The organism is Acinetobacter sp. GW821-FHT09D10 (assembly GCF_059416285.1).
This window is the reverse complement of record NZ_JBWKOW010000001.1, coordinates 1,089,709-1,113,276: the sequence shown is the minus strand read 5'-3', so window position 1 is coordinate 1,113,276 and position 23,568 is coordinate 1,089,709. Positions and strand designations below refer to the sequence as shown.

20 protein-coding genes are annotated in these 23,568 nt (G+C 40.3%); 5 read left to right on the top strand and 15 right to left on the bottom strand.

Annotation, left to right across the window (positions count from 1 at the left end):
* Positions 1 to 3: 3 nt before the first annotated feature.
* The 6 genes from AC07M3_RS05220 to AC07M3_RS05195 all read right to left on the bottom strand — a co-directional run bounded on the left by AC07M3_RS05220 (position 4) and on the right by AC07M3_RS05195 (position 6,062).
* The gene (locus AC07M3_RS05220) at positions 4 to 1,335 is read right to left on the bottom strand and encodes an APC family permease (RefSeq protein WP_494566735.1); all 1,332 of its coding nucleotides are present in this window, start codon (positions 1,333 to 1,335) and stop codon (positions 4 to 6) included.
* Between the two features lie 197 nt (positions 1,336 to 1,532).
* Complete coding sequence (locus tag AC07M3_RS05215; protein ID WP_494566734.1) at positions 1,533 to 2,240, bottom strand: cache domain-containing protein; 708 nt, start codon at positions 2,238 to 2,240, stop codon at positions 1,533 to 1,535.
* Positions 2,241 to 2,305: 65 nt separating this feature from the next.
* Entirely contained in the window at positions 2,306 to 3,025 is a 720-nt protein-coding gene (locus AC07M3_RS05210) for a FadR/GntR family transcriptional regulator (RefSeq protein ID WP_494566733.1), read from the bottom strand.
* A 55-nt stretch (positions 3,026 to 3,080) separates the two neighbouring features.
* Entirely contained in the window at positions 3,081 to 3,851 is a 771-nt protein-coding gene (locus tag AC07M3_RS05205) for a nuclear transport factor 2 family protein (RefSeq protein WP_494566732.1), read from the bottom strand.
* Between the two features lie 28 nt (positions 3,852 to 3,879).
* Positions 3,880 to 5,310, bottom strand: coding sequence for a gamma-aminobutyraldehyde dehydrogenase (locus AC07M3_RS05200; protein ID WP_199990168.1), 1,431 nt, complete (start codon positions 5,308 to 5,310; stop codon positions 3,880 to 3,882).
* A gap of 329 nt (positions 5,311 to 5,639) precedes the next feature.
* On the bottom strand, positions 5,640 to 6,062 hold the full coding sequence (locus tag AC07M3_RS05195) for an Lrp/AsnC family transcriptional regulator (RefSeq protein WP_002120489.1): 423 nt from the start codon (positions 6,060 to 6,062) through the stop codon (positions 5,640 to 5,642).
* Positions 6,063 to 6,198: 136 nt separating this feature from the next.
* Here AC07M3_RS05195 and AC07M3_RS05190 point away from each other — a divergent pair, with 136 nt between their 5' ends.
* The 4 genes from AC07M3_RS05190 (at position 6,199) to AC07M3_RS05175 (ending at position 11,001) form a co-directional block, all read left to right on the top strand.
* Entirely contained in the window at positions 6,199 to 7,434 is a 1,236-nt protein-coding gene (locus tag AC07M3_RS05190; RefSeq protein WP_494566731.1) for an aspartate aminotransferase family protein, read from the top strand.
* A complete protein-coding gene (astA, locus tag AC07M3_RS05185) occupies positions 7,431 to 8,525 on the top strand; it encodes an arginine N-succinyltransferase (RefSeq protein ID WP_494566730.1) in 1,095 nt (364 codons plus the stop codon). The genes AC07M3_RS05190 and astA overlap by 4 nt, the downstream gene beginning before the upstream one ends.
* 400 nt (positions 8,526 to 8,925) lie before the next feature.
* Complete coding sequence (locus tag AC07M3_RS05180; protein WP_004641952.1) at positions 8,926 to 10,389, top strand: amino acid permease; 1,464 nt, start codon at positions 8,926 to 8,928, stop codon at positions 10,387 to 10,389.
* A gap of 243 nt (positions 10,390 to 10,632) precedes the next feature.
* Positions 10,633 to 11,001 (top strand): hypothetical protein, encoded by a 369-nt coding sequence (locus AC07M3_RS05175; RefSeq protein WP_494566729.1) that lies wholly within the window; start codon positions 10,633 to 10,635, stop codon positions 10,999 to 11,001.
* Between the two features lie 47 nt (positions 11,002 to 11,048).
* On the opposite strand, the gene AC07M3_RS05170 is transcribed toward AC07M3_RS05175, so the two are convergent.
* Positions 11,049 to 12,509: a coniferyl aldehyde dehydrogenase gene (locus AC07M3_RS05170; RefSeq protein ID WP_494566728.1), complete on the bottom strand. Its 1,461-nt coding sequence runs from the start codon at positions 12,507 to 12,509 to the stop codon at positions 11,049 to 11,051.
* A 130-nt stretch (positions 12,510 to 12,639) separates the two neighbouring features.
* Between AC07M3_RS05170 and AC07M3_RS05165 the strand changes: the two genes are divergently transcribed.
* Positions 12,640 to 13,710 carry an AraC family transcriptional regulator gene (locus tag AC07M3_RS05165; RefSeq protein ID WP_494566727.1) on the top strand — a complete coding sequence of 357 codons (1,071 nt, stop codon included), beginning with the start codon at positions 12,640 to 12,642 and terminating at the stop codon, positions 13,708 to 13,710.
* 15 nt (positions 13,711 to 13,725) lie between these two features.
* Here AC07M3_RS05165 and AC07M3_RS05160 read toward each other — a convergent pair whose 3' ends face one another.
* The 8 genes from AC07M3_RS05160 to AC07M3_RS05125 form a co-directional block, all read right to left on the bottom strand.
* Positions 13,726 to 14,622, bottom strand: a complete 897-nt coding sequence (locus AC07M3_RS05160; RefSeq protein ID WP_494566726.1) for a DMT family transporter — start codon at positions 14,620 to 14,622, stop codon at positions 13,726 to 13,728.
* 147 nt (positions 14,623 to 14,769) lie between these two features.
* Positions 14,770 to 16,521 (bottom strand): tannase/feruloyl esterase family alpha/beta hydrolase, encoded by a 1,752-nt coding sequence (locus tag AC07M3_RS05155; RefSeq protein ID WP_494566725.1) that lies wholly within the window; start codon positions 16,519 to 16,521, stop codon positions 14,770 to 14,772.
* 33 nt (positions 16,522 to 16,554) lie between these two features.
* Entirely contained in the window at positions 16,555 to 16,944 is a 390-nt protein-coding gene (locus AC07M3_RS05150; protein ID WP_000372406.1) for a PaaI family thioesterase, read from the bottom strand.
* A gap of 40 nt (positions 16,945 to 16,984) precedes the next feature.
* Positions 16,985 to 17,521 carry a DUF3237 domain-containing protein gene (locus AC07M3_RS05145; protein ID WP_494566724.1) on the bottom strand — a complete coding sequence of 179 codons (537 nt, stop codon included), beginning with the start codon at positions 17,519 to 17,521 and terminating at the stop codon, positions 16,985 to 16,987.
* Between the two features lie 56 nt (positions 17,522 to 17,577).
* Positions 17,578 to 18,828 carry an OprD family porin gene (locus AC07M3_RS05140; RefSeq protein ID WP_494566723.1) on the bottom strand — a complete coding sequence of 417 codons (1,251 nt, stop codon included), beginning with the start codon at positions 18,826 to 18,828 and terminating at the stop codon, positions 17,578 to 17,580.
* Positions 18,829 to 18,909: 81 nt separating this feature from the next.
* Entirely contained in the window at positions 18,910 to 20,049 is a 1,140-nt protein-coding gene (locus tag AC07M3_RS05135) for an acyl-CoA dehydrogenase family protein (protein WP_494566722.1), read from the bottom strand.
* Between the two features lie 76 nt (positions 20,050 to 20,125).
* Entirely contained in the window at positions 20,126 to 22,012 is a 1,887-nt protein-coding gene (locus AC07M3_RS05130; RefSeq protein WP_494566721.1) for a feruloyl-CoA synthase, read from the bottom strand.
* 82 nt (positions 22,013 to 22,094) lie between these two features.
* Positions 22,095 to 23,546, bottom strand: coding sequence for an aldehyde dehydrogenase (locus AC07M3_RS05125; protein WP_494566720.1), 1,452 nt, complete (start codon positions 23,544 to 23,546; stop codon positions 22,095 to 22,097).
* Between the last annotated feature and the right edge of the window lie 22 nt (positions 23,547 to 23,568).

Below are 23,568 nucleotides of genomic sequence, written 5' to 3'. Positions count from 1 at the left end.
AAATTAATAAGCATTACTAATTGCAATACTTTGTTTTTTAATCGTTTTATAGATAAATAAAAGAATGCCTAAAGATAACCAGAAACATCCGAAAGTCAGTGAAGAGGAGTCAAGGTTAAGCCAGAGGCAAATAATGCTGATGACTGATATAAGCGGTAAAAATAGATTTAAAAATTTATTTTTAAACCCTGAGCGCTGTTTATCTTTAATATAAAATTTCATAAAAACTGAGAAGTTTACGGCTGTAAAAGCGACCAGAGCACCAAAGCTGATGAGGCTTACGACCTGTGCTAAATCTAGAAAAACGGCCGACATTGAAATAAGACCAACAAATAAAACCGAGAAAAATGGTGTACCTAAGGAGATATGAATTGTTCCAAAATACTTTTTAGGAAAAATATTGTCAGTGCCCATTATATACAGTAAACGTGAAGCGCTGGCATGAGAGGCAAGACCTGAGGCAACAGTGTTCATAATTTGCCCGCATAAGAATACGGATTGGAAAAAAGCCCCGCCGACATAAAGCACAATTTCAGGAAGCGCTTCAGTAGGGTGCTGGAAGCGAAGATTGTTTGGAAAATAAAGCTGAATAAACCAAGCGGCAGTAAAGAAAATGAATCCACCAGCAAGAGTGGTTAACATGACTGCACGGGGGATATTTTTGGTGGGTTGTTTGGTTTCATTTGAAAGCGTAGTAACCGCATCAAAACCTAAAAATGAAAAGCACAAAACTGAGGCACCCGCAACGAGCGGTAGTAAAGATTGGTGCTCATTCCAGAGGGGAGCCAAGGTAAGCACATGCTCATAACCTTGAGTCGAGCCAATACCCCGAATCACTAAATACACAAAAATAACCATGAGTATGATGGGTGCAAACACAAACAACAGGCTTAAATTGGCAAGTAAGCGAATGCGGAAACAGTTCACTAAAGTGATTACGCCAGTCGAAACAATCACCCAAAACCAATAAGGTAGGCTTGGAATAAGGGCAGTGAGATAGATGGCGGCAAGTAAGACATTAATGAGGGGTAATAACAGATAGTCGAGTAGAGAACACCAGCCGACAAAAAAGCCACTTTTAGGGCCTAAACTTTCAGCTGTATAACTATATGCCGAGCCTGATTTTTCTGAAGTTTTACTGAATCTTGCATAGCTCCAAGCGGTGAGTAACATAGCACCAAGTGCGAGTAAATATGCAAGTGGCACGTGACCATTGGTAATTCCAGAGACAATACCGAACGTATCAAACACTGTCATTGGCGTCATGTAGGCAATACCAATAATTGTGACTTGCCAAAGAGACAGTTTTTTTAAGGAAGACGTTTTATTTTCCATGTCATTTCAACCTCAAATTTCGTTGTTTTGCTTTTCATCCGGAAAAGCGATGCTATTTTTGAGCCAAAACTTCCCCAAGACCTGAATGAGCAAGTCTGATTGAAGAAAGTTTGAACAAAAGCCAGAAGCTTTAGGTGCTGTTTCGCCTTGGTAATGTCCTAAAGTAAGGTCAAATATTTAGTATTTTTGACTTTGCTCTAGATAACGACCAATTGAAAAGATTGACACGGTCGTGAGAGAACATGCTCGGGGCTTTGTCCTCTAAATAATGTGCCTGTCCTGATGGTGACGTCATTTGAAGTAATGACTCGAGAAGAATCGTTAATCACGATTGCTTTTTGTTTAATGTTTTTAAGCTTCGGCATAAGAAGTTTTTCGAGTGCGGAAACTAAAATGTCGGTGGCAATTACACCGATAAATTGATCACGAATCATGACCGGATGAGCAAGGGTGATGGTATATGCACCATTGCAGATATAGTCGACGTAAGGCCCATGAATGCACGGACTTTTGTTTTGAGCAGGTTTATGGAACCATTCAAAAGAGCGAAAATCTAAAAATCGCTGAGCATTTTGATAGTTTTCAAGTTTGGCTTGCTGTAACTGATCTTCTTTTTTATACCACCATTCGAGTGTCCAATAATCTTGTTCTTCTTGCGTTGCAGGGCTATAACTTGCAAAGCCAATACCTTGACTATAATGGCTTTCTTGTAAAGCCTTTTTAATTTCTTTTTGCAAAGCTGAACGCTCTGAACCTGAAAGCTTAACGTCTTTTGTTTTTTCAGGTTCATGTTTTGAGAGAATTTTGCTCGCTTTAGCCGCCAGTTTTTCTGTAATGGCTGTCGTTTCTTCAACCACCGTCTTTAACAAATTTTGAAGCTCTTCTATATCTAAATGTTGGGTCATTCCTATAACTCCTAAAATTCCGTATTTCTCACTCGATATTTGATAAGCGCTCTGTTTTATTATTTTTATTCGATAGATAACTTATATCGAAGCATTTGGTCTGTTAGCATCGAAATAATTTTTCGTGCTTGAATAACAGCATCATCTTCATTGCCTTGAACAAAAGATGATAAAAGTTGGTGGTATTGCGCGACGACCAATTGATGAAAATGATCATCTTGATAAAGCACTGCGATGAGCGGAGCCCATTCGGCTTGTATGGTTAACTCTTGATTTGCTAGTCGAGCTGATTGGGCAAAAGAGGTGAGCGTCAGCAAGCAACGTAAATCAAGCTGGGCACGAGTGTCTGCGTCAACGGCTTGTTCAAATTGTTCAATAAGCTCTTTGATTTTGCTCAGTTCATATTCAGTGGTTCTTTGTGCTGCCAAATAGGCACCATGGCTTAAAATTGCACTATGAAATTCACCTAGATCAGCAAGATATTCATTTGAAGCTTGACGCAAAGGATGTTTGTTTAAGAGTAAGTCGGAAGGTAACTCACAAACAAAACTTCCGCCGTTTCGTCCGCGTCGTGTATCAATCAGACCTTTTACCCGTAAAGTATTTAACGCTTCACGAACGGTAATCGGTGACACTCCCATTAAGCGAGCTAAATCCGCCTCGTTAGGAAGTTGTTCATTGCTTTTGAGCAATCCAGAGATAATTGCATTTTCCAAGCGTTCAACAACTTGTTCCGAGCGAGTTGCCTGAGCGATAGGTGCAAAAATTATCGTATATGCTGACATGGCGAATTCTCTAAAAGCTAAGTCAGTAACTTAGCTTAATGAAACGGATAAATGATTAAAACACGCCATATTGATGGACTGCCTGTTCATCTTCAGGCACAGCTGGTATTGCATCCCAAAGTTCAACAATTTTGCCATTATCTACACGCCACAATTCAAAATAGGCATGTCGATTTCCAGCAATATTTCCTTCAGAATGTGTCAATACAAATTGACCATCAGCAATGGAGCGATGAGTTTTGGAGTATACCAAACCTTGCCCTTCATTACGGATATTGTTCAAAAAATCAATCACTGCCTTAACGCCATCCCCAATATCTGGGCTATGCTGAATGAACTGATCGCCGTGAGTGTATTCTTTAAATGCTTCGTAATTGCCATCAATTAATGACTTCTTAAAGAAAGAGGTCACAATCTCACGATTTTCCTCTGGGTCATGGTGAGTTACGATTTCGGTTGGACCATCTAATTGTGTTCTGCCACTTACATTTGGGGCTGCTTCTGCTACCAGTCCATCCCAATGTTCCACAATTTTGCCGTCTTTCACTCGGTAAATATCAAAGCCAACTAACGGGTTTTCATCTAATCCCTGAAAGCGCCCATGAATCGCAACCAAGTCGCCATCTGCCAATACACGCACAGCTTCATGTTGCATGTCGGGGCAGTCTTCTACCAGTTGACGCAATCCTGAAATACCGTTGGCAACCAGTGGGGAGTGCTCAATAAAGTCTTCCGAAAAATAACGGTCTAGTGCAGTGGTGTCATGTAAATTAAATAACTCGTGGTGCGCCTTACTTACAAAGTCTTTCATATCTTGTTTATTCATTTTGATCTCCTTTCAAATCTGATTTTTATTATTCATTTGAACTCATTACATGTTTCACTCGTGTATATTCTTCAAAACCGTAGCCTGATAAATCTTTACCATAACCTGATTTTTTGAAGCCGCCGTGTGGCATTTCTGCAGTTAAAGGAATATGGGTGTTAATCCAAACGGTTCCGAAATCAAGTTCACGAGACAGGCGAGTTGCGCGTGCATGGTCTTTAGTCCAGACACTTGAAGCCAAGCCATATTCAATATCGTTGGCTTTTTCAATGGCATCATTTTCATCTGTAAATTTTTGAACAGTAATCACTGGTCCAAAAATTTCATTTTGAATTGCTTCGTCGTGTTGTTTTAAACCACTAATCACAGTCGGTTCAAAATAGAAGCCTGGACGATCGGCTTGCTTGCCACCAGTTTCAACTTTGGCGTGAGCAGGTAAGTTGTCAATAAAGGCTTTAACATTCTTTAATTGATTAGCATTGTTGAGTGGACCATAAAGTGCGTCTTGATCATCGGGTTCACCAAAGCGTGTATTTTTTGCCGCTTCAATTAATTTACCTAAGAATTCATCGTGAACTGCTTCAGCAACAATCACGCGCGTTGCAGCAGTACAGTCTTGTCCTGCATTGAAGTAACCCGTTAAAGCAATCATTTCAACAGCTTTATCGATGTCGGCATCTTCAAAAACAACAACAGGTGCTTTACCACCAAGCTCAAGGTGGGCTTTGGCTAAATTTGCTGCCGCAGAAGCTGCAACTTGTAAGCCTGCACGAACCGAACCTGTAATAGAAACGAGCGCAGGTGTTTTATGCGATACAACTTTTGAACCCACTTGAGCTTGGCCTAACACCACGTTAAATGCACCTTTAGGAAAAAATGGTGCAGCAATTTCTGCCAGTAAAAGTGTACTTTCTGGTGTTGTGTCACTTGGTTTAAGTACCACAGTGTTACCAGCTGCTAAAGCAGGCGCAATTTTCCAAACAGCCATCATGAGTGGATAGTTCCAAGGTGTAACTTGGCCCACTACACCGACTGGTTCACGGCGAATAGAAGAGGTTAAACCTTCTAAATATTCACCTGAAGCTGTGCCATTGAGTAAGCGGGCAGCGCCTGCAAAGAAGCGAACCTGATCTGCCGATGCACCCACTTCTTCAGATGCAATTAAGTGTTTTAATTGACCCGTATTACGACTTTGCGCCTCAATTAAACGCTCTGCATTTGCTTCGATAGCATCTGCTAAATTCAATAATGCTTTTTGACGCGTTGAAGGTGTACTGCGTCCCCAAATTTTAAATGCTTCTTTTGCAGCAGCGTAAGCAGCATCCACTTCTGCCTCTGTTGCATTAGGCGATTGACCATAGACTTCGCCAGTCACCGGACTTACCAAGTCAAAATAGTCATTTCCTTTGCTAGCAACATATTCGCCGTTAATAAAGTGTTTTAGTTGAGTTTTAGCCATTTTTTATACCTTGTCCTTAGGTTTTAACATATAACATATAATACTATATGTATTATGTTTTAAATTTTCTGTCAAATGCTTTGATGAGGGGAGTGAGCGAAAAAAGTTGGAATTTAAATCAAATTAGATTTTAAGTTTTTGATTTGATTATTTAAAAAAATTTAAAAATTTATTGAAGTTTTTTAGAGCAAGTTCATTGTCGTAATAACTTTGTTGATTTGACGAAAGACAATAGAAGAATTTTTCTAATCAAGAGCAGCTTGATGAGCCAAACCTTATGCTTAGCTCATCAATTTTTCGTTCTTATTATTTGAAATTAAAGTGAGTTATCAGGTCTTATGACTCGCAAGCAGGATGCTGGTTTCACTGTTATAAATACCTGAAATGTTCCTGATTCTTTCTAAAACTTTGTCGAAGTTTTCTAAAGTGTCAGATCGTAGCTCGACCAAGATGTCCCATTTGCCATTGGTTTTATGCAAACATTCGACCGCACTTTCTAGGCGTAGTTCTTTAATCACAGACTGCGCTTTGGTCCCTTCGACCATAATGCTCATCCATGCACGAATGACATTCCGTTCTGCATTGGGTTTAAACCGTACCGTATATCCGGTAATGATGCCCGAAGACTCTAAATATTCGATTCTCTTTTTGACCGTTGCTCTTGAAACGTGAACTTTTTCGGCTAACTCGGTAACAGACATCCGTGCGTTATCTTTAAGCAAACCTAAAATAATTTGATCAATGTTATCCATATTGTAATTGTCAATTATCAGATTGGTAAAAAATAATTCATTTTTTACTGAATTACAAATTTTGTGAATCAATTTGATTTTGAATAATAGGGTCATCAACTAACCCTAATAATTTTAATTTAATGGACTAGATAAGATGAATAATTTTGCAGTTTCTCGTAGTGACTTTAACGAGTGGATGGTTCCAGTTTTTGCACCAGCAAATTTCATTCCTGTACGTGGTGAAGGTTCACGTATCTGGGATCAAGAAAATAAAGAATATATCGATTTTGCAGGCGGGATTGCAGTAAACGCATTAGGTCATGCGCATCCAGTGGCAGTAAATGCTTTAACAGAACAAGCTACAAAACTTTGGCATGTGGGCAATGGTTATACAAATGAACCTGTTCTACGCCTTGCAAAACAGCTCACTGAAAATACATTTGCAGACAAGGTATTCTTCTGTAACTCAGGTGCAGAAGCTAACGAAGCGGCACTAAAACTTGCGCGTAAAGTCGGTCTAGACAGCGGCGTTGCTGGCAAAAGCGGCATTTTGGCATTTAAAAATGCTTTCCATGGTCGTACCTTATTTACCGTTTCAGCAGGCGGTCAACCTAAATATTCACAAGACTTTGCACCACTACCAAACGGTATCAACCATGTTGCCTTTAATGATTTAGACGCAGCAAAAGCGGTAATTAATGAGCAAACATGTGCGGTTATTGTTGAGCCGATACAAGGTGAAGGCGGCGTTATTCCGGCTGACATCGAATTTTTAAAAGGCTTACGCGCACTATGCGATGAGTTTGGTGCCTTACTTATTTTTGATGAAGTGCAAACAGGCGTAGGCCGTACAGGTTCACTTTATGCCTACATGAACACTGGTGTTATTCCAGATGTTCTCACAACTGCAAAAGCACTAGGTGGTGGTTTCCCTGTCGGTGCAATGCTAACAACAGATAAATTTGCTCCGCATTTTTCAGTCGGTACGCACGGTACGACTTATGGCGGTAACCCGTTAGCAAGTGCGGTTGCGGGCGCAGTATTTGAGTTTATTAATACACCCGAAGTACTTAACGGGGTTAAAGCGCGTCATGATTACTATAAAAAAGCTTTAAATAAATTAAACGAAAAATATAAAATCTTTGAAATAATCCGTGGTCAAGGTTTACTGATTGGCTGTGTCTTAAAATCAGAGTTCGCTGGCAAAGCAAAAGATATTAACAACCTTGCGGGTGAAGAAGGATTACTTAGCCTTATTGCTGGTCCCAATGTTATACGTTTCACGCCATCTCTGATTATTCCGCTAGCTGATATTGATGAAGGTTTAAAAAGATTTGATCGTGCACTTGCTCGCTTCGTAGCAATTCAAAAGGATGAACAAGCAGCATGATGATTATTCGTTACATCGAACCTAAAGATGTTAACGACCTTTACCTGTTGGCGCAAAAAGCAGGTTTTGGTTTGACATCCTTACAGCCCAATATAGAAAAACTTGCTGCTCGTATTGAGCGGGCTTGTAGGACTGTGGCAGGTGAGTTGCCAAAGGCAGATCAGGTTTATTTATTTGTTCTCGAAGATACTGAACTCAACAAAGTAGTAGGTGTCTGTGGCATTGAAGTCGCACTCGGTTTAAAAGAGCCTTGGTACAACTTTCATGTGGGCACTCAAGTTCATGCATCGGAGCCGTTAAGTGTTTATAAAGCTTTGCCAACATTATATTTGAGTAATGACCATACCAACTGTAGTGAGCTTTGTACTTTATTTTTAGATCCGGACTATCGCTTAAATAAAAATGGCAAATTTTTATCTAAAGTCCGTTTCTTGTTTCTGTCGGCATTTCGCCAATATTTTGAAGAAACCATTGTGGCCGAGATGCGTGGTTATTCCGATGCAAATGGACAATCACCATTTTGGAATGCGGTAGGTCATAAGTTTTTTGATATTGAATTTACCAAAGCTGATTATTTAAGTGGAGTCGGGCAAAAAGCATTTATTGCAGAGCTGATGCCAAGACATCCACTCTATGTCGATATGTTGCCAGATGATGCTAAAGCAGCGATTGGTATTGTTCATCCAAATACTCGACCAGCCTACAATCTCTTGCTAGAAGAAGGGCTGCGCTATAAAGGATATGTCGATATTTTTGATGGTGGGGCGACATTGCAGGCCGATATCGAAAATTTACGAGCGATTAAAGAGAGCCAGTCTGTAACAGTTCAAATTGAACAACCTGAAAATATTGCGGTTGGGGATGAACCTTACATTGTGGCTAATGATGACTATAAAAATTATCGCTCGATTCTCGTGTATAGCAAACCGCACCAAAACATATTGCAGTTAACGAAAGAGCAAGCAAAACAATTGAATGCCGAAAATGGTTGTTTAGTTCGTGTGCTAAGTGTTCAAGCTAAACACGTTTCGAATCCAAAAGCGGTAAACAAACTCAAAGAGACTGATCATTTGCGAATGGCTGTTAATTAAGCAGAAATACTATACATTTCACCAAATTTAAGAGGGAATACTATATTATCGCTAACGCAAGATTGGTACATGGATAAACACAATCTTGCTTGCTGAGCTGGAATTCATTAGCCTGTCGCTATTTTATAAATGACAGACAATTAAAATATTTAATTAATTCATATATTTTAATTGTCTACCGAAATTATATTGATGGAGATCAGGCTAATATAATAATGAAGGAAAGGATTTATGATTAATTTTTATTGTTATAGTTAATAGCTTTTAAAAAGGAATTTATAAGGTTTTAAATGATTTAATAATATTTTTAACATGATTTAATGGACTAAATTGATAATCATATAATTTATTTATTATTAAAACATTTACAACGATTGCTATAAATTGGAGTAAATATTACATGAGTAAGAATAACGGAAAGCAATTCCTGGAAGGAGATCTTCTTGGTAGTCAACATATGACTGAGCAAGAAGAAGAGAAATTGCAACGCTCATTAACCAATCGTCATATTCAGATGATTGCGATTGGCGGTGCAATCGGGACTGGATTATTTATGGGTTCTGGTAAAACATTAAGCATTTCAGGAACTTCAATTGTTTTAACCTATTTAATTATTGGTTTCTTCTTTTTCTTCGTAATGCGAGCAATGGGTGAGCTGCTGCTGGCGAATACTAATTTTAAAACATTCGCCGATTTTGCAACGGCTTATTTAGGTCCATGGGCAGGTTTTTTTCTGGGCTGGTCCTACTGGTGTAACTGGATTATTACTGCTATTGCAGATGTGATTGTGATTGGAGGGTACATGCAGTTTTGGTATCCTGATTTACCCGTCTGGATTCCTGCATTTACTTCATTAGCAATTTTAACCATACTCAATTTTGTAGCGGTTCGGCTATTTGGTGAACTCGAATTTTGGTTTTCCCTCATCAAAATTACAGCAATTATTCTGTTTATTCTTGCGGGTATTTATTTAATTAGTACTGGATTTACTTCACCTAATGGTGTTAAGGCTTCAATGAGCCATTTGTTTGAAACAGAGTCGATGTTTCCTTATGGTGTAACAGGTTTCTTGGCAGGTTTCCAAATTGCCATATTTGCGTTTGTGGGTATTGAGCTAGTCGGCACAACTGCTGCTGAAACTAAAGACCCGCATAAGTCACTTCCAAAAGCGATTAACTCTATTCCTTTACGTATTTTATTGTTCTATGTGGGTGCATTGGTTTGTATTATTGCGGTCACATCTTGGGCAAAAGTTTCACCAGAAAAAAGCCCATTTGTAGAAATGTTTACATTGGTCGGGTTACCAATTGCAGCAGGTTTAATCAATTTTGTTGTAGCAACTTCTGCTCTATCTTCGGCAAATAGTGGAATTTTTGCGACCAGTCGTATGTTATATGGCCTAGCGTTAGACAATGATGCACCTAAAAGCTTTAGTAAGTTATCTAAAAGTAAGGTTCCAATTAGAGGACTCGTATTTTCGATGGCTTGTGTGACGGTGGGAACTTCTATTTTATTTATTGTTCCAAATGTCATGACTGCGTTTACAATTATTTCAGCGCTCACTTCAATTTTATGTATTTTTACATTCATGTTGATTGTGCTTTCTTATATTTCCTATCGTAAAAAATTCCCTGAATTACATATTCAATCCCAATATAAAATGCCGGGTGGATTATTTATGGCATGGTTTACGATGCTATTTTTAGTTTTCACTATTGTAATTTTAGCTTTAGATCATGATACCTTAATTGCGCTTGAATGCTCACCAATATGGTTTATTGGTTTGTTTATTGCCTATAGATATAAAAAGAAAAAGATGTTGCAGCTTGATATTTTAAAAGCTCAAAAGGTTGATTATATTTAAATTGAGTGTAGTAATCTTTATATCGAAGCTAGGGAGACCTAGCTTTTTTGTTTTTAAAATAATAATTTATAATTTTGTTTAAGATAATTTGTTCATGGTTACAAGATTTAATAGCAAACTTACTCAGAAAATTTTTATAAGGTCTGAAATGAATTTCAGGATTTTAAATATGGGCATAGATATTAAAAGGAATTAAATTGATTTTAAAACTAAAGATTACAAAGTAAAAGGAATAGTAAACCCATGATACTTAAGTGTAACGATAGTAATTTGTACGATTTTACTATTGGGAATAGATACATCTGTTTTGGGGTGCAATTTAATGAATATCGAAATGAAACAAAGGTATCTGTTCGCCGTGATTCGGATGGTACCCCTGTTATTGTAGAAATTTCTAAATTTGAAATAATTAATCCTAGTATACCTGAAGGTTGGGAAATTTCATTTTATAAACAGGAAGATACTATAACTACTGCTATTGAACCTAAAGAATTTCGTGGAGCATTTTGGGATGACTATCATAATGGAAATCCTAAAATGGAAAAGTTATTTGAAGATACTTATATAAAGATCTGTAAATTTCATAATTTTCTATTACATCCCATTGATTAAGTAAAACCCAATAAAAAAGCCTCATTACGAGGCTTTTTTATAATCTGTTATTTAATATTAGGATCGCCTTTTTTCAAGAAAAAGCGGATCGCTAATTTTTGTAGGAATGTTCCATAAGGAGGGTGGAAAAGCTGAGTCGGGAAAAACCGATGGCGTGTAAATACCGTTTTTGCATGAGAAAGTTCACGGAAACCTTCTTCACCATGATATGACCCCATGCCCGAGTTGCCGATACCACCGAAAGGAGCATCATGGTTAACTACATGCCAACCCCAATCATTGATGGTTACACCACCCGAATGAGTTTCACGTAAAATACGATCACGTTCTACCGAACTATGTGTAAAGCAATAAAGCGCTAAAGGTCGTTCGTCTGATTTCACATAGGTAATTGCATCATCTAAAGAATCATATGCAACCACAGGTAAAATAGGACCAAAGAGTTCTTCTTTCATAATGCGCATGTCGGGAGTGCAATTAAGCACAATCTGTACAGGCATTCTACGACCTTGTTGGTCAAAGCTGTAAGTGCCACAAGGAATAATCCGCGCACCTTTTTCTTGTGCATCGGTCAAAATATCTTGAATACGTTTTAAATGACGGTCATTCACAATAGATGTGTAGTTATCATTGTTTGTGATGTTTTGACCAAACATTTTTATAAAGCTTGATTTTGCAGCATCCACAAATTCATCAATACTTTCTTTTGGAACCAAAGCATAGTCAGGCGCTACACAGATTTGCCCACTGTTGGTAGCCTTACCATGCGTAATACGTTTTGCGGCATCGGTAATCGGGTAGTTACGGCTCACAATTGCTGGTGATTTACCACCTAACTCGAGTGTGACTGGTGTTAAGTTCTCAGCTGCTGCTCTCATTACGACTTTGCCAATAGCTGGAGAGCCAGTAAATACAATATGGTTAAAGGGTAAAGAGGTGAATCTTGCTGGGTCTGTAATTTCTTCACCAAAGACTGCGACTTCATCTTCATTAAAGACTTCGGCGAGCATACGTCTTAGCATTGCATTGGTATTAGGTGTAATTTCAGACAATTTAATCATGACTCGGTTGCCCGCAGCTAATGCGGCAATGAGCGGACCAAGCGCTAAATAAACTGGAAAGTTCCAAGGCACAATCACACCAACCACGCCCTTAGGTTGGTATTGCACACTTAATCGGTTTGATAAAAATAAAAGTTCAGTACGGCGTTTACTTGGGCGCATCCAGCGGCGTAAATGATGAATTGCATGATCAGCCTCTAACACAGAGCCAAGCAAGTCTAATAGTTTAGATTCATCCAGTGATCTTGAACTAAAGTCAGCATTAATCGCAGTAGCTAAAGCATCTTGATAACGAATAATTTGTTTTTTGAGTTGATGCAGTTTTGTTCGGCGTGTCTCAAGACTTGGGTAAGGGTCCGCTTCAAAATTGGCACGTTGTTTGGAAAAAATAAGTTCCATATGTTCAGTGGCAGAGCCGCTATATTCTTTTAAAGTGGAGTGTTCCATTTTTATTCCTTCCCATACTTTTGCTTATCATACTTTATGCTTGAAGCGTTGTATGGTCGATGTTAAATTGAGACAACAAGAGGTAGTTTAGTGCCATTATGCACGTCACTCTAGGGATGGTGTGAGTTAAATGCCTAATAATATTTATAAAAGTACAAATGTTGTTATCGAAGGAAATTATGATAATACATCTTTCGGTTCGAATACATATTTGCTGGGGTTGACCAGTTTATTTGATGAAATGGGCTTGCAAGGCCATTCAATGTCAGATGTTCTATCTGGTACAAATATTTCACCAGATGCGATGAATCAACCCTCTTTATATATTTCTCAACTTCAAAAAATCCAGTTATTTCAAAATATTCAACGTTTATCTCATGATCCCTTAATTGGCCTCCGTGCTGGGCAAAAGCAGCGGCTGTCAGATTTTGGGGTATATGGTTATGCACTATATTCTTCGCGTAATTTTAGGCAAGCGGTAGAGCTTGGCATTCGACACATTAAGCTTGCAGGGCCTATTTTAAAGAAGTCTTTTTATATTCGAGATGATGCTGCTGTTTTTGAAGGGCAGGACATTATTGCACTTGGTAAGCTTCTGCCTTTGGTGTGCGAGTTTTGGTTTAGCTCCATGCAAACCTTAATTGAACGTGTGCTTGAAGGGCCATTTCAAGCGAAGAAGCTTTTATTACCTTATCCAGCGCCTGACTATGCAGAAGAGTATGAAAAAGTTTTTCATTGTCCTGTTCAGTTTGATGCTGGCGTAATGCAATGGCACTTTGATTTAAAGTGGCTTGATGTACCTTGTCCAAATGCCAATCCGATTACCGCGGATATGTGTAAGTCGTTTTGTGAGCGGATGTTAGGTACAGCTGAACTTGAAGAGCCTGAGTTGGTGAAAACGATTCGTTTGATCTTGTTAGATGGAACAGGACTTTTCCCATCGGCTCAAGAAATGGCTGAGCAGTTGCATATTTCAAAGCGTACCTTACATCGGCGATTAGCGGGTTTTAATTTAACCTATCAAGAATTGTTAGATGAAACTCGGCGCCGTCTTGCTGATGAATATTTGCGAGAGACGACTTTATCTATAGATGAAATTGCTGAGAGAATTGGCTTTTCAGATACTTCTAATTTTAGAAAAGCCTATCGGCACTGGACAGGCATTTCACCAAATGAGTATCGAATACAGTACCTAAATTAGAATAAGATTTGCCTGCTACTTAAAGCAAGAGAATAACTTTTTTTGCAAAAATGGATTACAGAGCAAAATCGCAAATAAAATAATAAATATGCCGATGATGCTAAACAGATCCGGTAATTCATGCCAAAAAACAAATCCCCAAATTCCTGCAAAAATAATGGCAATGTAATTCATTGGGCCAATTTGTCCTGCTGGGGCTAGGCTGTAGGCATAAGACATAAAAAGTTGACTAATGTTTGCTAAAAGTCCTGCGGCAATCAGCAATGCGAGTTCATGCCAAGTGAAAATACGCCAATGCCAGAACATTGGAATTGATGAAATTAAGCTACCAAAAATACAAAAGTAAAAAACAATACGTTCAGGCGGTTCTGTACTGGTTAAAGCTCTTACAGTTACAAAAGCCATGGCTGATAAAAAGCATGCACCCAAGCCAATAAAGGATAATGCGTTAAATAGCCCTTGGTCGGGTTTAGCGACAAATAAAACTCCAATTAATCCAATAACGGCGGCAAAAATCATCGATTTTGTGATTTTTTCTTTTAAGAAAAGCCATGCAATGAGTGGTATAAAGATTGGAGATGAGTAGCTAAAAACCATCGCATTCGATAGTTTTAAGTTCGCAATGGCATAGAAAAAACCATACATTGCAGCAAGACCGACTAGACTTCGCCACGTGTGCATCCAGAGTTTATCAGTCTTAACAAAGTCTAAGCCTTGCTTTAAAAGCATAGGAATAAAAATAAATAAACCCACTGCATTTCTAAAAAACACGACGGTGGCATTGTCTACCGTTTCTGAAGCAAAACGAATGCATACCCCCATAATGGAAAATAATAATGCTGATGTCATAAGACAAAGCAGTGCTTTTCCAAGTTGATTCGAGGGTTGGGTTGAAGCAGTCTGATTTTGCATATCGAAATGAGTTTTTGGTTTTCGGTGTTATCTTAGCAGCGATGCAGGCATTGGATGAAATATCATTTGATAATGATTCAATAGTGATACTTAGCAAAATAAAAAAAGAGAGCCTACGTGAGCTCTCTTTTTAATTTTGAATACCTGTTATTTACAGCTAAAGTTTTCAGCTTTTTCACTATCACCCTGACCATTGTAACGGGTAATCAGTGGGTAAGGACAAAGTGGACGGGTACGGTCTGGTGCCCAGTCCTGTGGAAGTTCAGTATTCACTTGACCACTTGGGTTACCTGCGCCGCGAGCGGTTGCAATGATTTTGTCAGGCGCTTGCCCATATTCAACCCAGTTAACCAAAGCGGTTAGTGCATCAAATTGGTCGGTCGCAATGCCATCACGGGTATGGTTCATGCCCGGAACTCTAAAGAAACGTGCAAATTCAGGCGCTGTACCTTTTGCATCATTTTTATAGTGTTGCAGCAGTTGATCGTACCAATTCTGAGTGTCATCTACAGAGAAAACGCCGTCTGCTGTACCTTGTACCACAATCATTTTTCCACCATGATTACGGAGTTTATCCAGATTCAATTCATCGGGTGGCATCATAAATGATATAGAGCTTTCGGTGTATACATCATTGGTCGCCGATAGTTTTAGATAATCAGTATCAAAATTATAGTTAAAGGCAAACTGTCTAGAGTTTTGAGTCACAGTTGGGTCTGGTGGAACCTGAAAAAGAATACCGACTGCAACTGGGTCACGTGCTGTTCCCACCGAAGATTCGAATTTCCAGCTTGCCCAGTTACTGCCGACTAAACCGGGGTCGAAAGGCTGGGTTGCATAAAGTGCTTGTCCGGCAGAATTTACAGGGCCGCGGTAAATGTTGGCTAATACATCAATTTGATCAGTGCTTAAACAGGTGCCATCTCTTGTGCTTGAGCAAACGGGTACGTGCTGATGAATATCAAATGCAGTACGGCAAGCCTCAACATCTTGAACCAGTCCATCTGCAACACCGTCTAACGCATCGCATCGATCTAAAATCGCTTTTGCTAATACTTTACGCTCTGAAAGAGTGAGGGCGGTACTTAAGTCATTTTCGTCTGTTGCAACTCGACGAAGCTGTTGTGCTGTATAGAGTTGAGCTGCGGCTGCGCGAGGCAAATGAAAACCCGGTGTGCTTGCCAAAATTCCATCATATTGGTCGCCCAAACGGGTTGCCGCAATCATGGCGTGGCGTCCGCCATTTGAAGTGCCGCCTGCATAGGAGCGGTCTGGCAATTTACCATACGCTGTTTTAATTAGATTTTTTGCCATAGGCGTGAGTTTGGTAATCGCACCATAACCGTAGTTTATTCTGGCTTGAGGGTCTAAACCAAACATTGGATTTTGTGATGCATTATGTCCTGCATCGGAAGAAATAACAGCGAAACCATCATGTAGGGCATTGGTAAGTGGACCACCGCTGCCGACCTGACCCGTTGCAGGAATTAAATTACCATCGGTTCCACCATTGCCTTGATAGAGAAAACGGCCGTTCCAATCAACAGGTAAGCGCATTTCAAAACCAATTTGATAGGTTTGTCCATCGACAGGGCTTACACGTTGGTCCATATAACCTTTGATCAAACAATGAGCACCAATTGGTTTGTTGGCTACCGTCAATGTACCTGCCTCTTGAAGAGTGGCCGAGCTAATCACGGTATTGTTATATTGAAATCCGAGTAAGTCTGAACAACTTCCTGTCATTTTTACGCCCACAGCAGGAGACAACTGAGGTGGTTTCGTTGTTGAGGGCGTAGTTGTGTCATCACTGTCACTTCCACAGCCTACCAAAGAACCAAGCATGGCAAGTACTAAAGCGGAGTGGGTCAAAATTCGTTTATTGTTGGTGTAATTCATTTATTCATATCCTTATTGAATGAATGGTCGCAATTAATCTAAAACCAGAAAATTAGCTGTGCTTCGTGCAATCATTTTGTTGTTTTGCCAAGCTTCACTTTCGAGATTAAGTACGGTTTTGCCTTGTTTAATGAAACGGCATTTTGTAATGACTTCGCCCACAGCACAGGGCCTTAAAAAATCCATCGTTAAGTTGATGGTGGTGGCAGGTTTACGGTCATTGGCGAGATATGCAAAAAGTCCCATCACATCGTCAAGCATGGCGCAGATCATGCCGCCTTCAACGGTGCCGCGTGGATTGGTAAAGCTTTCTAGGGCCGTGTAGTGGATGGTGAGTTCAGTGTTTTTGTCATTCCAATGGATATTGTGTCCACCCAAATGGTGATGGATGGGCGGTAAATGTTCTAAAGTTTTTTGATCCATAATGAAGGCTCCATCCTTTTTGTAGGTGTTATAAAAATTATTATTTCAGCGTATAGGCATCATAAATAACCGCTTTGCCCAAGCGCATTGCACTACCTACTGCAACGGTTTGGTTAAGCCATGAGTATTTAGGTGAGCTGGTTTCAAACTGCATGGTAATTTTGAAATAGTAATTTTTCGGGTCGACATCTTTGCCTTGGGCAAGTTGTTTTAGCGTTTCTGCTGAGCCATGTCGGTAACCTTTGGTTTGAAGATAAATGAGTGCGCCGTCATCGGTTTCTAACAAATATCGTGTATCAATAATTGCCAGTCCTTTGCTGTCGACAATTTGCCAATCTGCGCCATTATTTAAAATGCGGCCCTTAAGTGATTTCCCTTCAAATGTTCCACCTGTAATAGCAATAATTCGGCGTTTACCTGCGTCACTGGTGGCACCTAACTCCCAAACAGGCGCATTCAGATCCACACTAAATTTTGCTAAAGGCTCAAGCTGAATGGGCGGTGGACTATATTGCGTTTCGGCATGGGTCAGAGCAATAAGACTAAATCCGCAGAGTAGTGTTAGAACTTTCTTCATGATTGATTTCCCAAAATAAAAAAGAGGTTCTATGCGCAACAGAACCTCTTTCTGATTTATTTAAATTTCCATGTGTAATCAATGTTGATACGGGTTTCATTTACAGGTTTGATGTTGGCTGTAGAAAGCATGTTGTTGTCATAAATGGCATAGCGCGCGCGTAAACCTAGATTTTTTAACCAGCCACTTTGAACGGTGTAGCCTAAATCAAAGTCTGTTTCGCGTTCTTTTAGATTGGTTCCACCTAAGTTAGGTGCATAAATGTTGTGACCTGTGGTGTAACGGGTCATAAAACGTAAACCCGGCACATAATTTTTAAAGTCATATTCATAGCGGAAGCTATAGGCTTTTTCTTTTGGGTTTAAAAACTCGCCCGGCCATGTATCAATGAGTAGGCCAGTTTCACCTCCGGTTAAATACGGAAATGCAGTGTCGCCGTGATGTTGGAAGGTTCCAAAAATAAATTTATGGTTTTGATGTTTGAGTTCGAAATGCGCATGATACAGATCATTATCGACTAAACCTGCTTTTGCTTGTCCGTCATCACGGCTGCGGTAGTAGCGTAACTGCGAGCTAAGATTAGTAGTGTCATTAATTTTATGTTGATGTAAGGCACCGACCATGGTCTGGTTATAAAGATCATCAACATCCATGTAAAAAGCTGTGAGCTTGATTGTTGGATCAAGCTGATAGTTCCCACCTAAATAATAGAGTCCGTCAGTTTCGGCACTTTTAAACCGTCCATTCACCCCTGAAATTTTAATTTTTTCATAGTTGGTTGAATCACGATGATTCACTTTATCGAGATAGGCTGCCTGTAAGTCGAAGTCTTTAATATCTTTGCTGGTCAGTGAAATTCCTCGATATGTTTGAGGAAGCAAACGAGCAGGCGAAGCTACTAAAACAGGGTTCATTGGCATTAACGTACCAATGCGAAGTTCGGTCTGGCTCATTTTAGCTTTAGCTGTGACACCAATTTCTCCATAAGAGTCGGTAGGCTCGTTGGTGCGCGTGTCTCTAGGTAAGTTTCCTGTACCTCCATGCTCGGCGTCGGCATCGAGTTTAAAGCCTGCCGTTGCAAGTACATCCAACCCAAAACCGACAGTCCCTTCGGTATAACCTGAATTGGCTTTGAGAATAAACCCTTGTGTCCAGTCCTTGGCAGCAGGGTAAGCAGATTGCTCTTGGTAGTCGCGGTCAAAATAGAAATTTCGTGTGGTGAGTTCTACTGAGCTGTTGTCAATAAAATTGCCAGCCCACACTGAACCAGAGAGTATAAGGGTAGAGTACATCCATAATTTCGACATAGCATTTCTTCCTGAAATATCATTTCTTGTTTTCAACAAGGCATGGTTGTTATGTCCGCCTCGTTTGGTTTTTAAATCGAATTATTTTCCGAGTAGTTCTCGGGCGACGATTTCTTTCATAATTTCATTGGTTCCCCCATAAATTTTTTGTACCCGCGCATCCACAAAAAAACGTGAAATCGGGTATTCCTGCATGTAACCGTAGCCGCCAAAAAGTTGAAGTAATTGATCAATCACTTCACATTGGGCATCTGTGATAAAGCATTTCAGTGCGGCAACTTGAGTGACGCTTAATTGGTGTTGTTGATACAGCGCTGCACATTGCTCTACAAAAGCTTGGGCGGCTTTGGCTTTGATTTGCGCGTTTGCGAGAACAAACCGTGTGTTTTGCATTTGGCTTAAAGGTTGCCCGAAAGCTTTACGTTCGAGTACATAGTCTTTAGTAATTTCGATGGCTCCTAAAATCGATCCCAAAGCCATCATGGAAATACTTAAACGTTCGCGAGGTAACTCTTGCATTAAGTAAGCAAAGCCTTGTCCTTCTTTGCCTAAACGCTGGGTTGCAGGCACACAAACATCATCAAAAAAAAGTTCGGCTGTATCTTGGGCATGTAGTCCGATTTTTTGTAAAGAGCGGCCTTTTTTAACGCCGTCTAAAGCAGCATCAACTAAAAGAATCGAAATACCTTTTGCTTTGGCTTGAGGGTTGGTTTTAGCTACCAGAACAATCAGGTCGGCATGCAAACCATTTGAAATAAAGGTTTTTGAACCATTTACACGATAGTGATCATTTTCTAAAACGGCTTGAGTCCGTATGGCTTGTAAGTCTGAACCAGCATTGGCCTCTGTCATGGCAATTGCGGTGACCACTTCACCTGTCACCATTTTGGGTAACCAATAACGTTTTTGCTCTTCAGTTCCAATATTTTGCAAGTAAGGAGAGACCAACTCATTTTGCCCACCAATGGCAACAGCCAAAGATGCAAAGCCAGCTTGAGCAGTTTCTTGAACCAGCATGAGAGAGTAATGAACAGGAGCGCCATAGCCGCCATATTCTTCGGGCACATCTACGCACAAAAAGCCATTTTCCCCAAGACGAAGCCATAGATCACGTGGGATCAGGCCATCGTGTTCCCACTGCTCGTAATACGGAGCGACCTGTTCTTTTAAGAACCTGCGGTAACTGTCTCTAAATAGTTCAAATTCTGTATCGTGTGGCATGTTGAACCTTTTTTTAGGCAAAAGTGAGGCTATTGCCCAAACCAAAGTTTGAGCTTCCTTTTTTTAATTCAATTGCTTATTGCTTTAAGGTGGGTACCCGAATAATGAGTGGGTTGTCGCCCTGTTTTTGATAAAGCTCATCAATTAAAGCTGCACGACGTTTCGTAATATTGCTTTGATTGAGATTGCCTTTATCGGTCACTTCTCCAGCATCGAGCTGAGGTGGTTCGGTCATTAAATAAAGCATTGAGACTGTATTTGAACTGCCAGTCGCATCTTTATTAAAGGTCGTTAAAAATTGACGGAACCATTGCTGGACTTTAGGGTGTTGTAATATCTCTGTTGCAGAATGCTCACCATGCTTAAGGCTTGCATATTGAACACAAGCTTCTAATTTTGGAAAAATCAGAAAACCAACAGCATTCAGGTTTGATCCTGTAATACAGACATCTTGAACTAGTAAATTACCTTGAATCAGTACTTTGTTGCGTAGTGTGCCCACATTAACAAAAGTACCAGTATTGAGTTTAAAGTCTTCGGCAATGCGTCCGTCGTACATCAGGCCTTTAGTCGGATCATTTACATCAACCAAACGAACGGCATCACCTGTGTGAAAAAAGCCTTCATCATCAAAAACAGTACTTTGTTGGTCTGCCCTTAAACGCCAATAGCCTTTCATGACATGTTTGCCACGAACACAAAACTCAAGTTTGTCACCACATGGAACCAGCTTAATTTCGCATCCCGGAGCAGGGTAACCAATAAAGCCAGCCATCACGCGTGGACCTGTTGTAAAAGCACAAGATGGTGCAGTTTCAGTCATGCCCAATCCGCTCATAATGCGAATTTTTTCTCCGCAATGTTGCTGAGCAATTTTATCTAATCTGTTCCAACCTGCTTCTGAAAGCGCTGCACCTGCAAAGAATAAAATTTTAACTTTGGCAAAAAAGCGATCTCTTAATTCCTCATCTTTTTCTAGGGCTTCGGTCAGTTCTTCCCAACCTTTTGGCACATTTAAATAAACTGTTGGAGAAATTTCTTTGAGATTATGAATGGTTTCGTCAAATTTGCCCTGAACAGGCTTGCCGTCATCAATGTATATCGTACCGCCGTTATAGAGCGCGATACCGACATTGTGACTGCCGCCAAACGTGTGGTGCCAAGACAACCAGTCAAGAAGAACAGGAGGAGTCTCTTCAAATTCAGGGAAAGTCTGCAATAACATTTGCTGATTAACACACAACATTAAATGCGTGGTCGGTACAGCTTTAGGGAGTTTGGTTGAACCTGACGTAAATAAGAATTTGGCAATCTGGTTTTCATCAAGGGTTTGATAAAACTCTTGAACATTTGAAACGGGCGTATCTAATAGCGACTGAAAAGACGTGCAGATCTGATTGCCCACAAGACCTTTGTTGGTCACCACTTCAATGTCAGGTGTCATACATGCCTGAATGGCTTTGGCGAAGGCTTGACCATCGCTGGCATAGACCAAGCCAGGTGTGAGCACTTCAAACACATGTTTGAGTTTGCCAAAGTCTTGAGAAATAAGAGAGTAGGCAGGGGAAATTGCTGAAAAAGGTACACCCGCCAGCATAGCCCCCATAGAGAGTGTTAAATGTTCAAGATCATTACCACTTAAAATGACGAGTGGTCTTTCTTGGTTTAAATTACGTTCATGCAAAGCCTGAGCAATATGCCATGCACGTTGTAAAACTTCTGCATAACTCAGTTTGACCCATTCACCTTGAGCATTGCGTTTTGCTGCAAAAATATGGTCTGGTTTGGTTTGTGCAAAATGAATTAACCGATCTGTCAGTTTTTGTGGATACGGTTTTAATTGCTCTTTTGGGCTGATATAGAGCGTGTCATCTTTATATTGATAATGAATATCATGTTGCCCTAATTTTACGAACCGTTCGCGGTCTTGTGATTGAGTGGCATTCATTTGCATTTCTTTCACTCCATGGAAAGCGCATCACTGCGCTTTATTTTTTTGCATCATGCAATTTTTATTTAATATGTCGTTGTTCACATTAACCCGACTAAATCGGGTAATGGCGTGATTGGGTTTGAATGGTAATCCAGCGTAAATCGGTAAATTCACCAATAGAGGCTTTACTACCAAATCGTCCGTAACCACTCGATTTTGTACCACCAAATGGCATTTGAGCTTCGTCATGCACGGTTGCACCGTTGATATGACAAATACCCGAATCAATCTGTTTAGCCACTTCCAATGCCTGCGAAATATTTTGGCTAAACACTGCCGAAGAAAGACCGAACTCGCTGTCATTTGCCAGTGCTACACCTTCTTCAACGTTTGAAAAACGCTGTACGGTGCAGACAGGCCCAAACGATTCTTCACGGTAAAGCAGCATGTCAGGCTTAATGTTGAGCACCAACGTCGGTTGCATGGTGGTGTCTTCAATATGAATGCCTAAAGGTAAGTCGGCACCTTTGTTTTGGGCATCTTCAAGTAAATGCTGAATACGGTTTGCGGCACGGCGACTTTCTAAAACGCCGAGTGCATTTTCTTTCGAGGTTGGGTTGCCCGCCTGAATGGAACGTGTTTTCTCAATCAGCTTTTCAATAAACTGGTCGGCAATATTGTCTTGAACCAAAACACGTTCGGTCGACATGCAAATTTGCCCCTGATTAAAGAACGCTCCAAAAGCGACGGCATTTACTGCTTCATTAATGTCGGCCTCGTTTAAAACCACGACAGGGGCTTTGCCACCAAGTTCGAGTAAAACTGGTTTTAAATATTTAGCAGCAGTCTCGGCAATAATTTTTCCGACTTTAGTTGAACCCGTAAAATTAATGCGCTTCACGGCTGGATGAGACACTAAGCGCTCCACGATTTGTGGTGCATCTTCGGCTGCATGGGTAATCACATTGACCACACCTTCACCTAGACCCGCTTCATGTAACACTTCACCAATGAGACGATGTGTTGCTGGGCAGGCTTCCGAGGCTTTTAACACTACCGTGTTACCACAAGCCAAAGGCATAGCAAGCGCACGTGTTGCCAAAATGACAGGTGCATTCCAAGGTGCTATTCCAACAATAACGCCACAAGGAACGCGTACACCAATGGCAAGATTACCCGGCACATCTGACGGAATCAGGCTTCCGTCAATTTGCGTGGTCATTGCTGCTGCTTCACGTAACATGTTGGCAGCAAGGTGAACGTTAAACCCATACCATGTGGCAGTTGAACCTGTTTCTTGCATTCCAGTTTGAATGAATTGCTCGGTCTTTTGGTCCATTAAATCGGCTGCTTTTAACAAACGTAAACGGCGTTCAGTAGGCGAGAGCTTCGACCATACCTTAAAAGCTTGTTGCGCCGATTCGATTGCACGATCAACATCTTCCAGTGTTGCAGCAGCGGCTTTGCTTGCCACTGATCCATCAATGGGGCTAATACGCTCAAAAGTTGCCTGATTTGATGCATCAACAGATTGACCGTGAATTAGTAACTGTACATTTTGCATGGGATGCGTCCTTACATTGCCA

Coding starts and splice junctions, on each gene's coding strand:
- AC07M3_RS05220 (WP_494566735.1), bottom strand. CDS start 1,335: ATGGAAAATAAAACGTCTTCCTTAAAAAAACTGTCTCTTTGGCAAGTC.
- AC07M3_RS05215 (WP_494566734.1), bottom strand. CDS start 2,240: ATGACCCAACATTTAGATATAGAAGAGCTTCAAAATTTGTTAAAGACG.
- AC07M3_RS05210 (WP_494566733.1), bottom strand. CDS start 3,025: ATGTCAGCATATACGATAATTTTTGCACCTATCGCTCAGGCAACTCGC.
- AC07M3_RS05205 (WP_494566732.1), bottom strand. CDS start 3,851: ATGAATAAACAAGATATGAAAGACTTTGTAAGTAAGGCGCACCACGAG.
- AC07M3_RS05200 (WP_199990168.1), bottom strand. CDS start 5,310: ATGGCTAAAACTCAACTAAAACACTTTATTAACGGCGAATATGTTGCT.
- AC07M3_RS05195 (WP_002120489.1), bottom strand. CDS start 6,062: ATGGATAACATTGATCAAATTATTTTAGGTTTGCTTAAAGATAACGCA.
- AC07M3_RS05190 (WP_494566731.1), top strand. CDS start 6,199: ATGAATAATTTTGCAGTTTCTCGTAGTGACTTTAACGAGTGGATGGTT.
- astA (WP_494566730.1), top strand. CDS start 7,431: ATGATGATTATTCGTTACATCGAACCTAAAGATGTTAACGACCTTTAC.
- AC07M3_RS05180 (WP_004641952.1), top strand. CDS start 8,926: ATGAGTAAGAATAACGGAAAGCAATTCCTGGAAGGAGATCTTCTTGGT.
- AC07M3_RS05175 (WP_494566729.1), top strand. CDS start 10,633: ATGATACTTAAGTGTAACGATAGTAATTTGTACGATTTTACTATTGGG.
- AC07M3_RS05170 (WP_494566728.1), bottom strand. CDS start 12,509: ATGGAACACTCCACTTTAAAAGAATATAGCGGCTCTGCCACTGAACAT.
- AC07M3_RS05165 (WP_494566727.1), top strand. CDS start 12,640: ATGCCTAATAATATTTATAAAAGTACAAATGTTGTTATCGAAGGAAAT.
- AC07M3_RS05160 (WP_494566726.1), bottom strand. CDS start 14,622: ATGCAAAATCAGACTGCTTCAACCCAACCCTCGAATCAACTTGGAAAA.
- AC07M3_RS05155 (WP_494566725.1), bottom strand. CDS start 16,521: ATGAATTACACCAACAATAAACGAATTTTGACCCACTCCGCTTTAGTA.
- AC07M3_RS05150 (WP_000372406.1), bottom strand. CDS start 16,944: ATGGATCAAAAAACTTTAGAACATTTACCGCCCATCCATCACCATTTG.
- AC07M3_RS05145 (WP_494566724.1), bottom strand. CDS start 17,521: ATGAAGAAAGTTCTAACACTACTCTGCGGATTTAGTCTTATTGCTCTG.
- AC07M3_RS05140 (WP_494566723.1), bottom strand. CDS start 18,828: ATGTCGAAATTATGGATGTACTCTACCCTTATACTCTCTGGTTCAGTG.
- AC07M3_RS05135 (WP_494566722.1), bottom strand. CDS start 20,049: ATGCCACACGATACAGAATTTGAACTATTTAGAGACAGTTACCGCAGG.
- AC07M3_RS05125 (WP_494566720.1), bottom strand. CDS start 23,546: ATGCAAAATGTACAGTTACTAATTCACGGTCAATCTGTTGATGCATCA.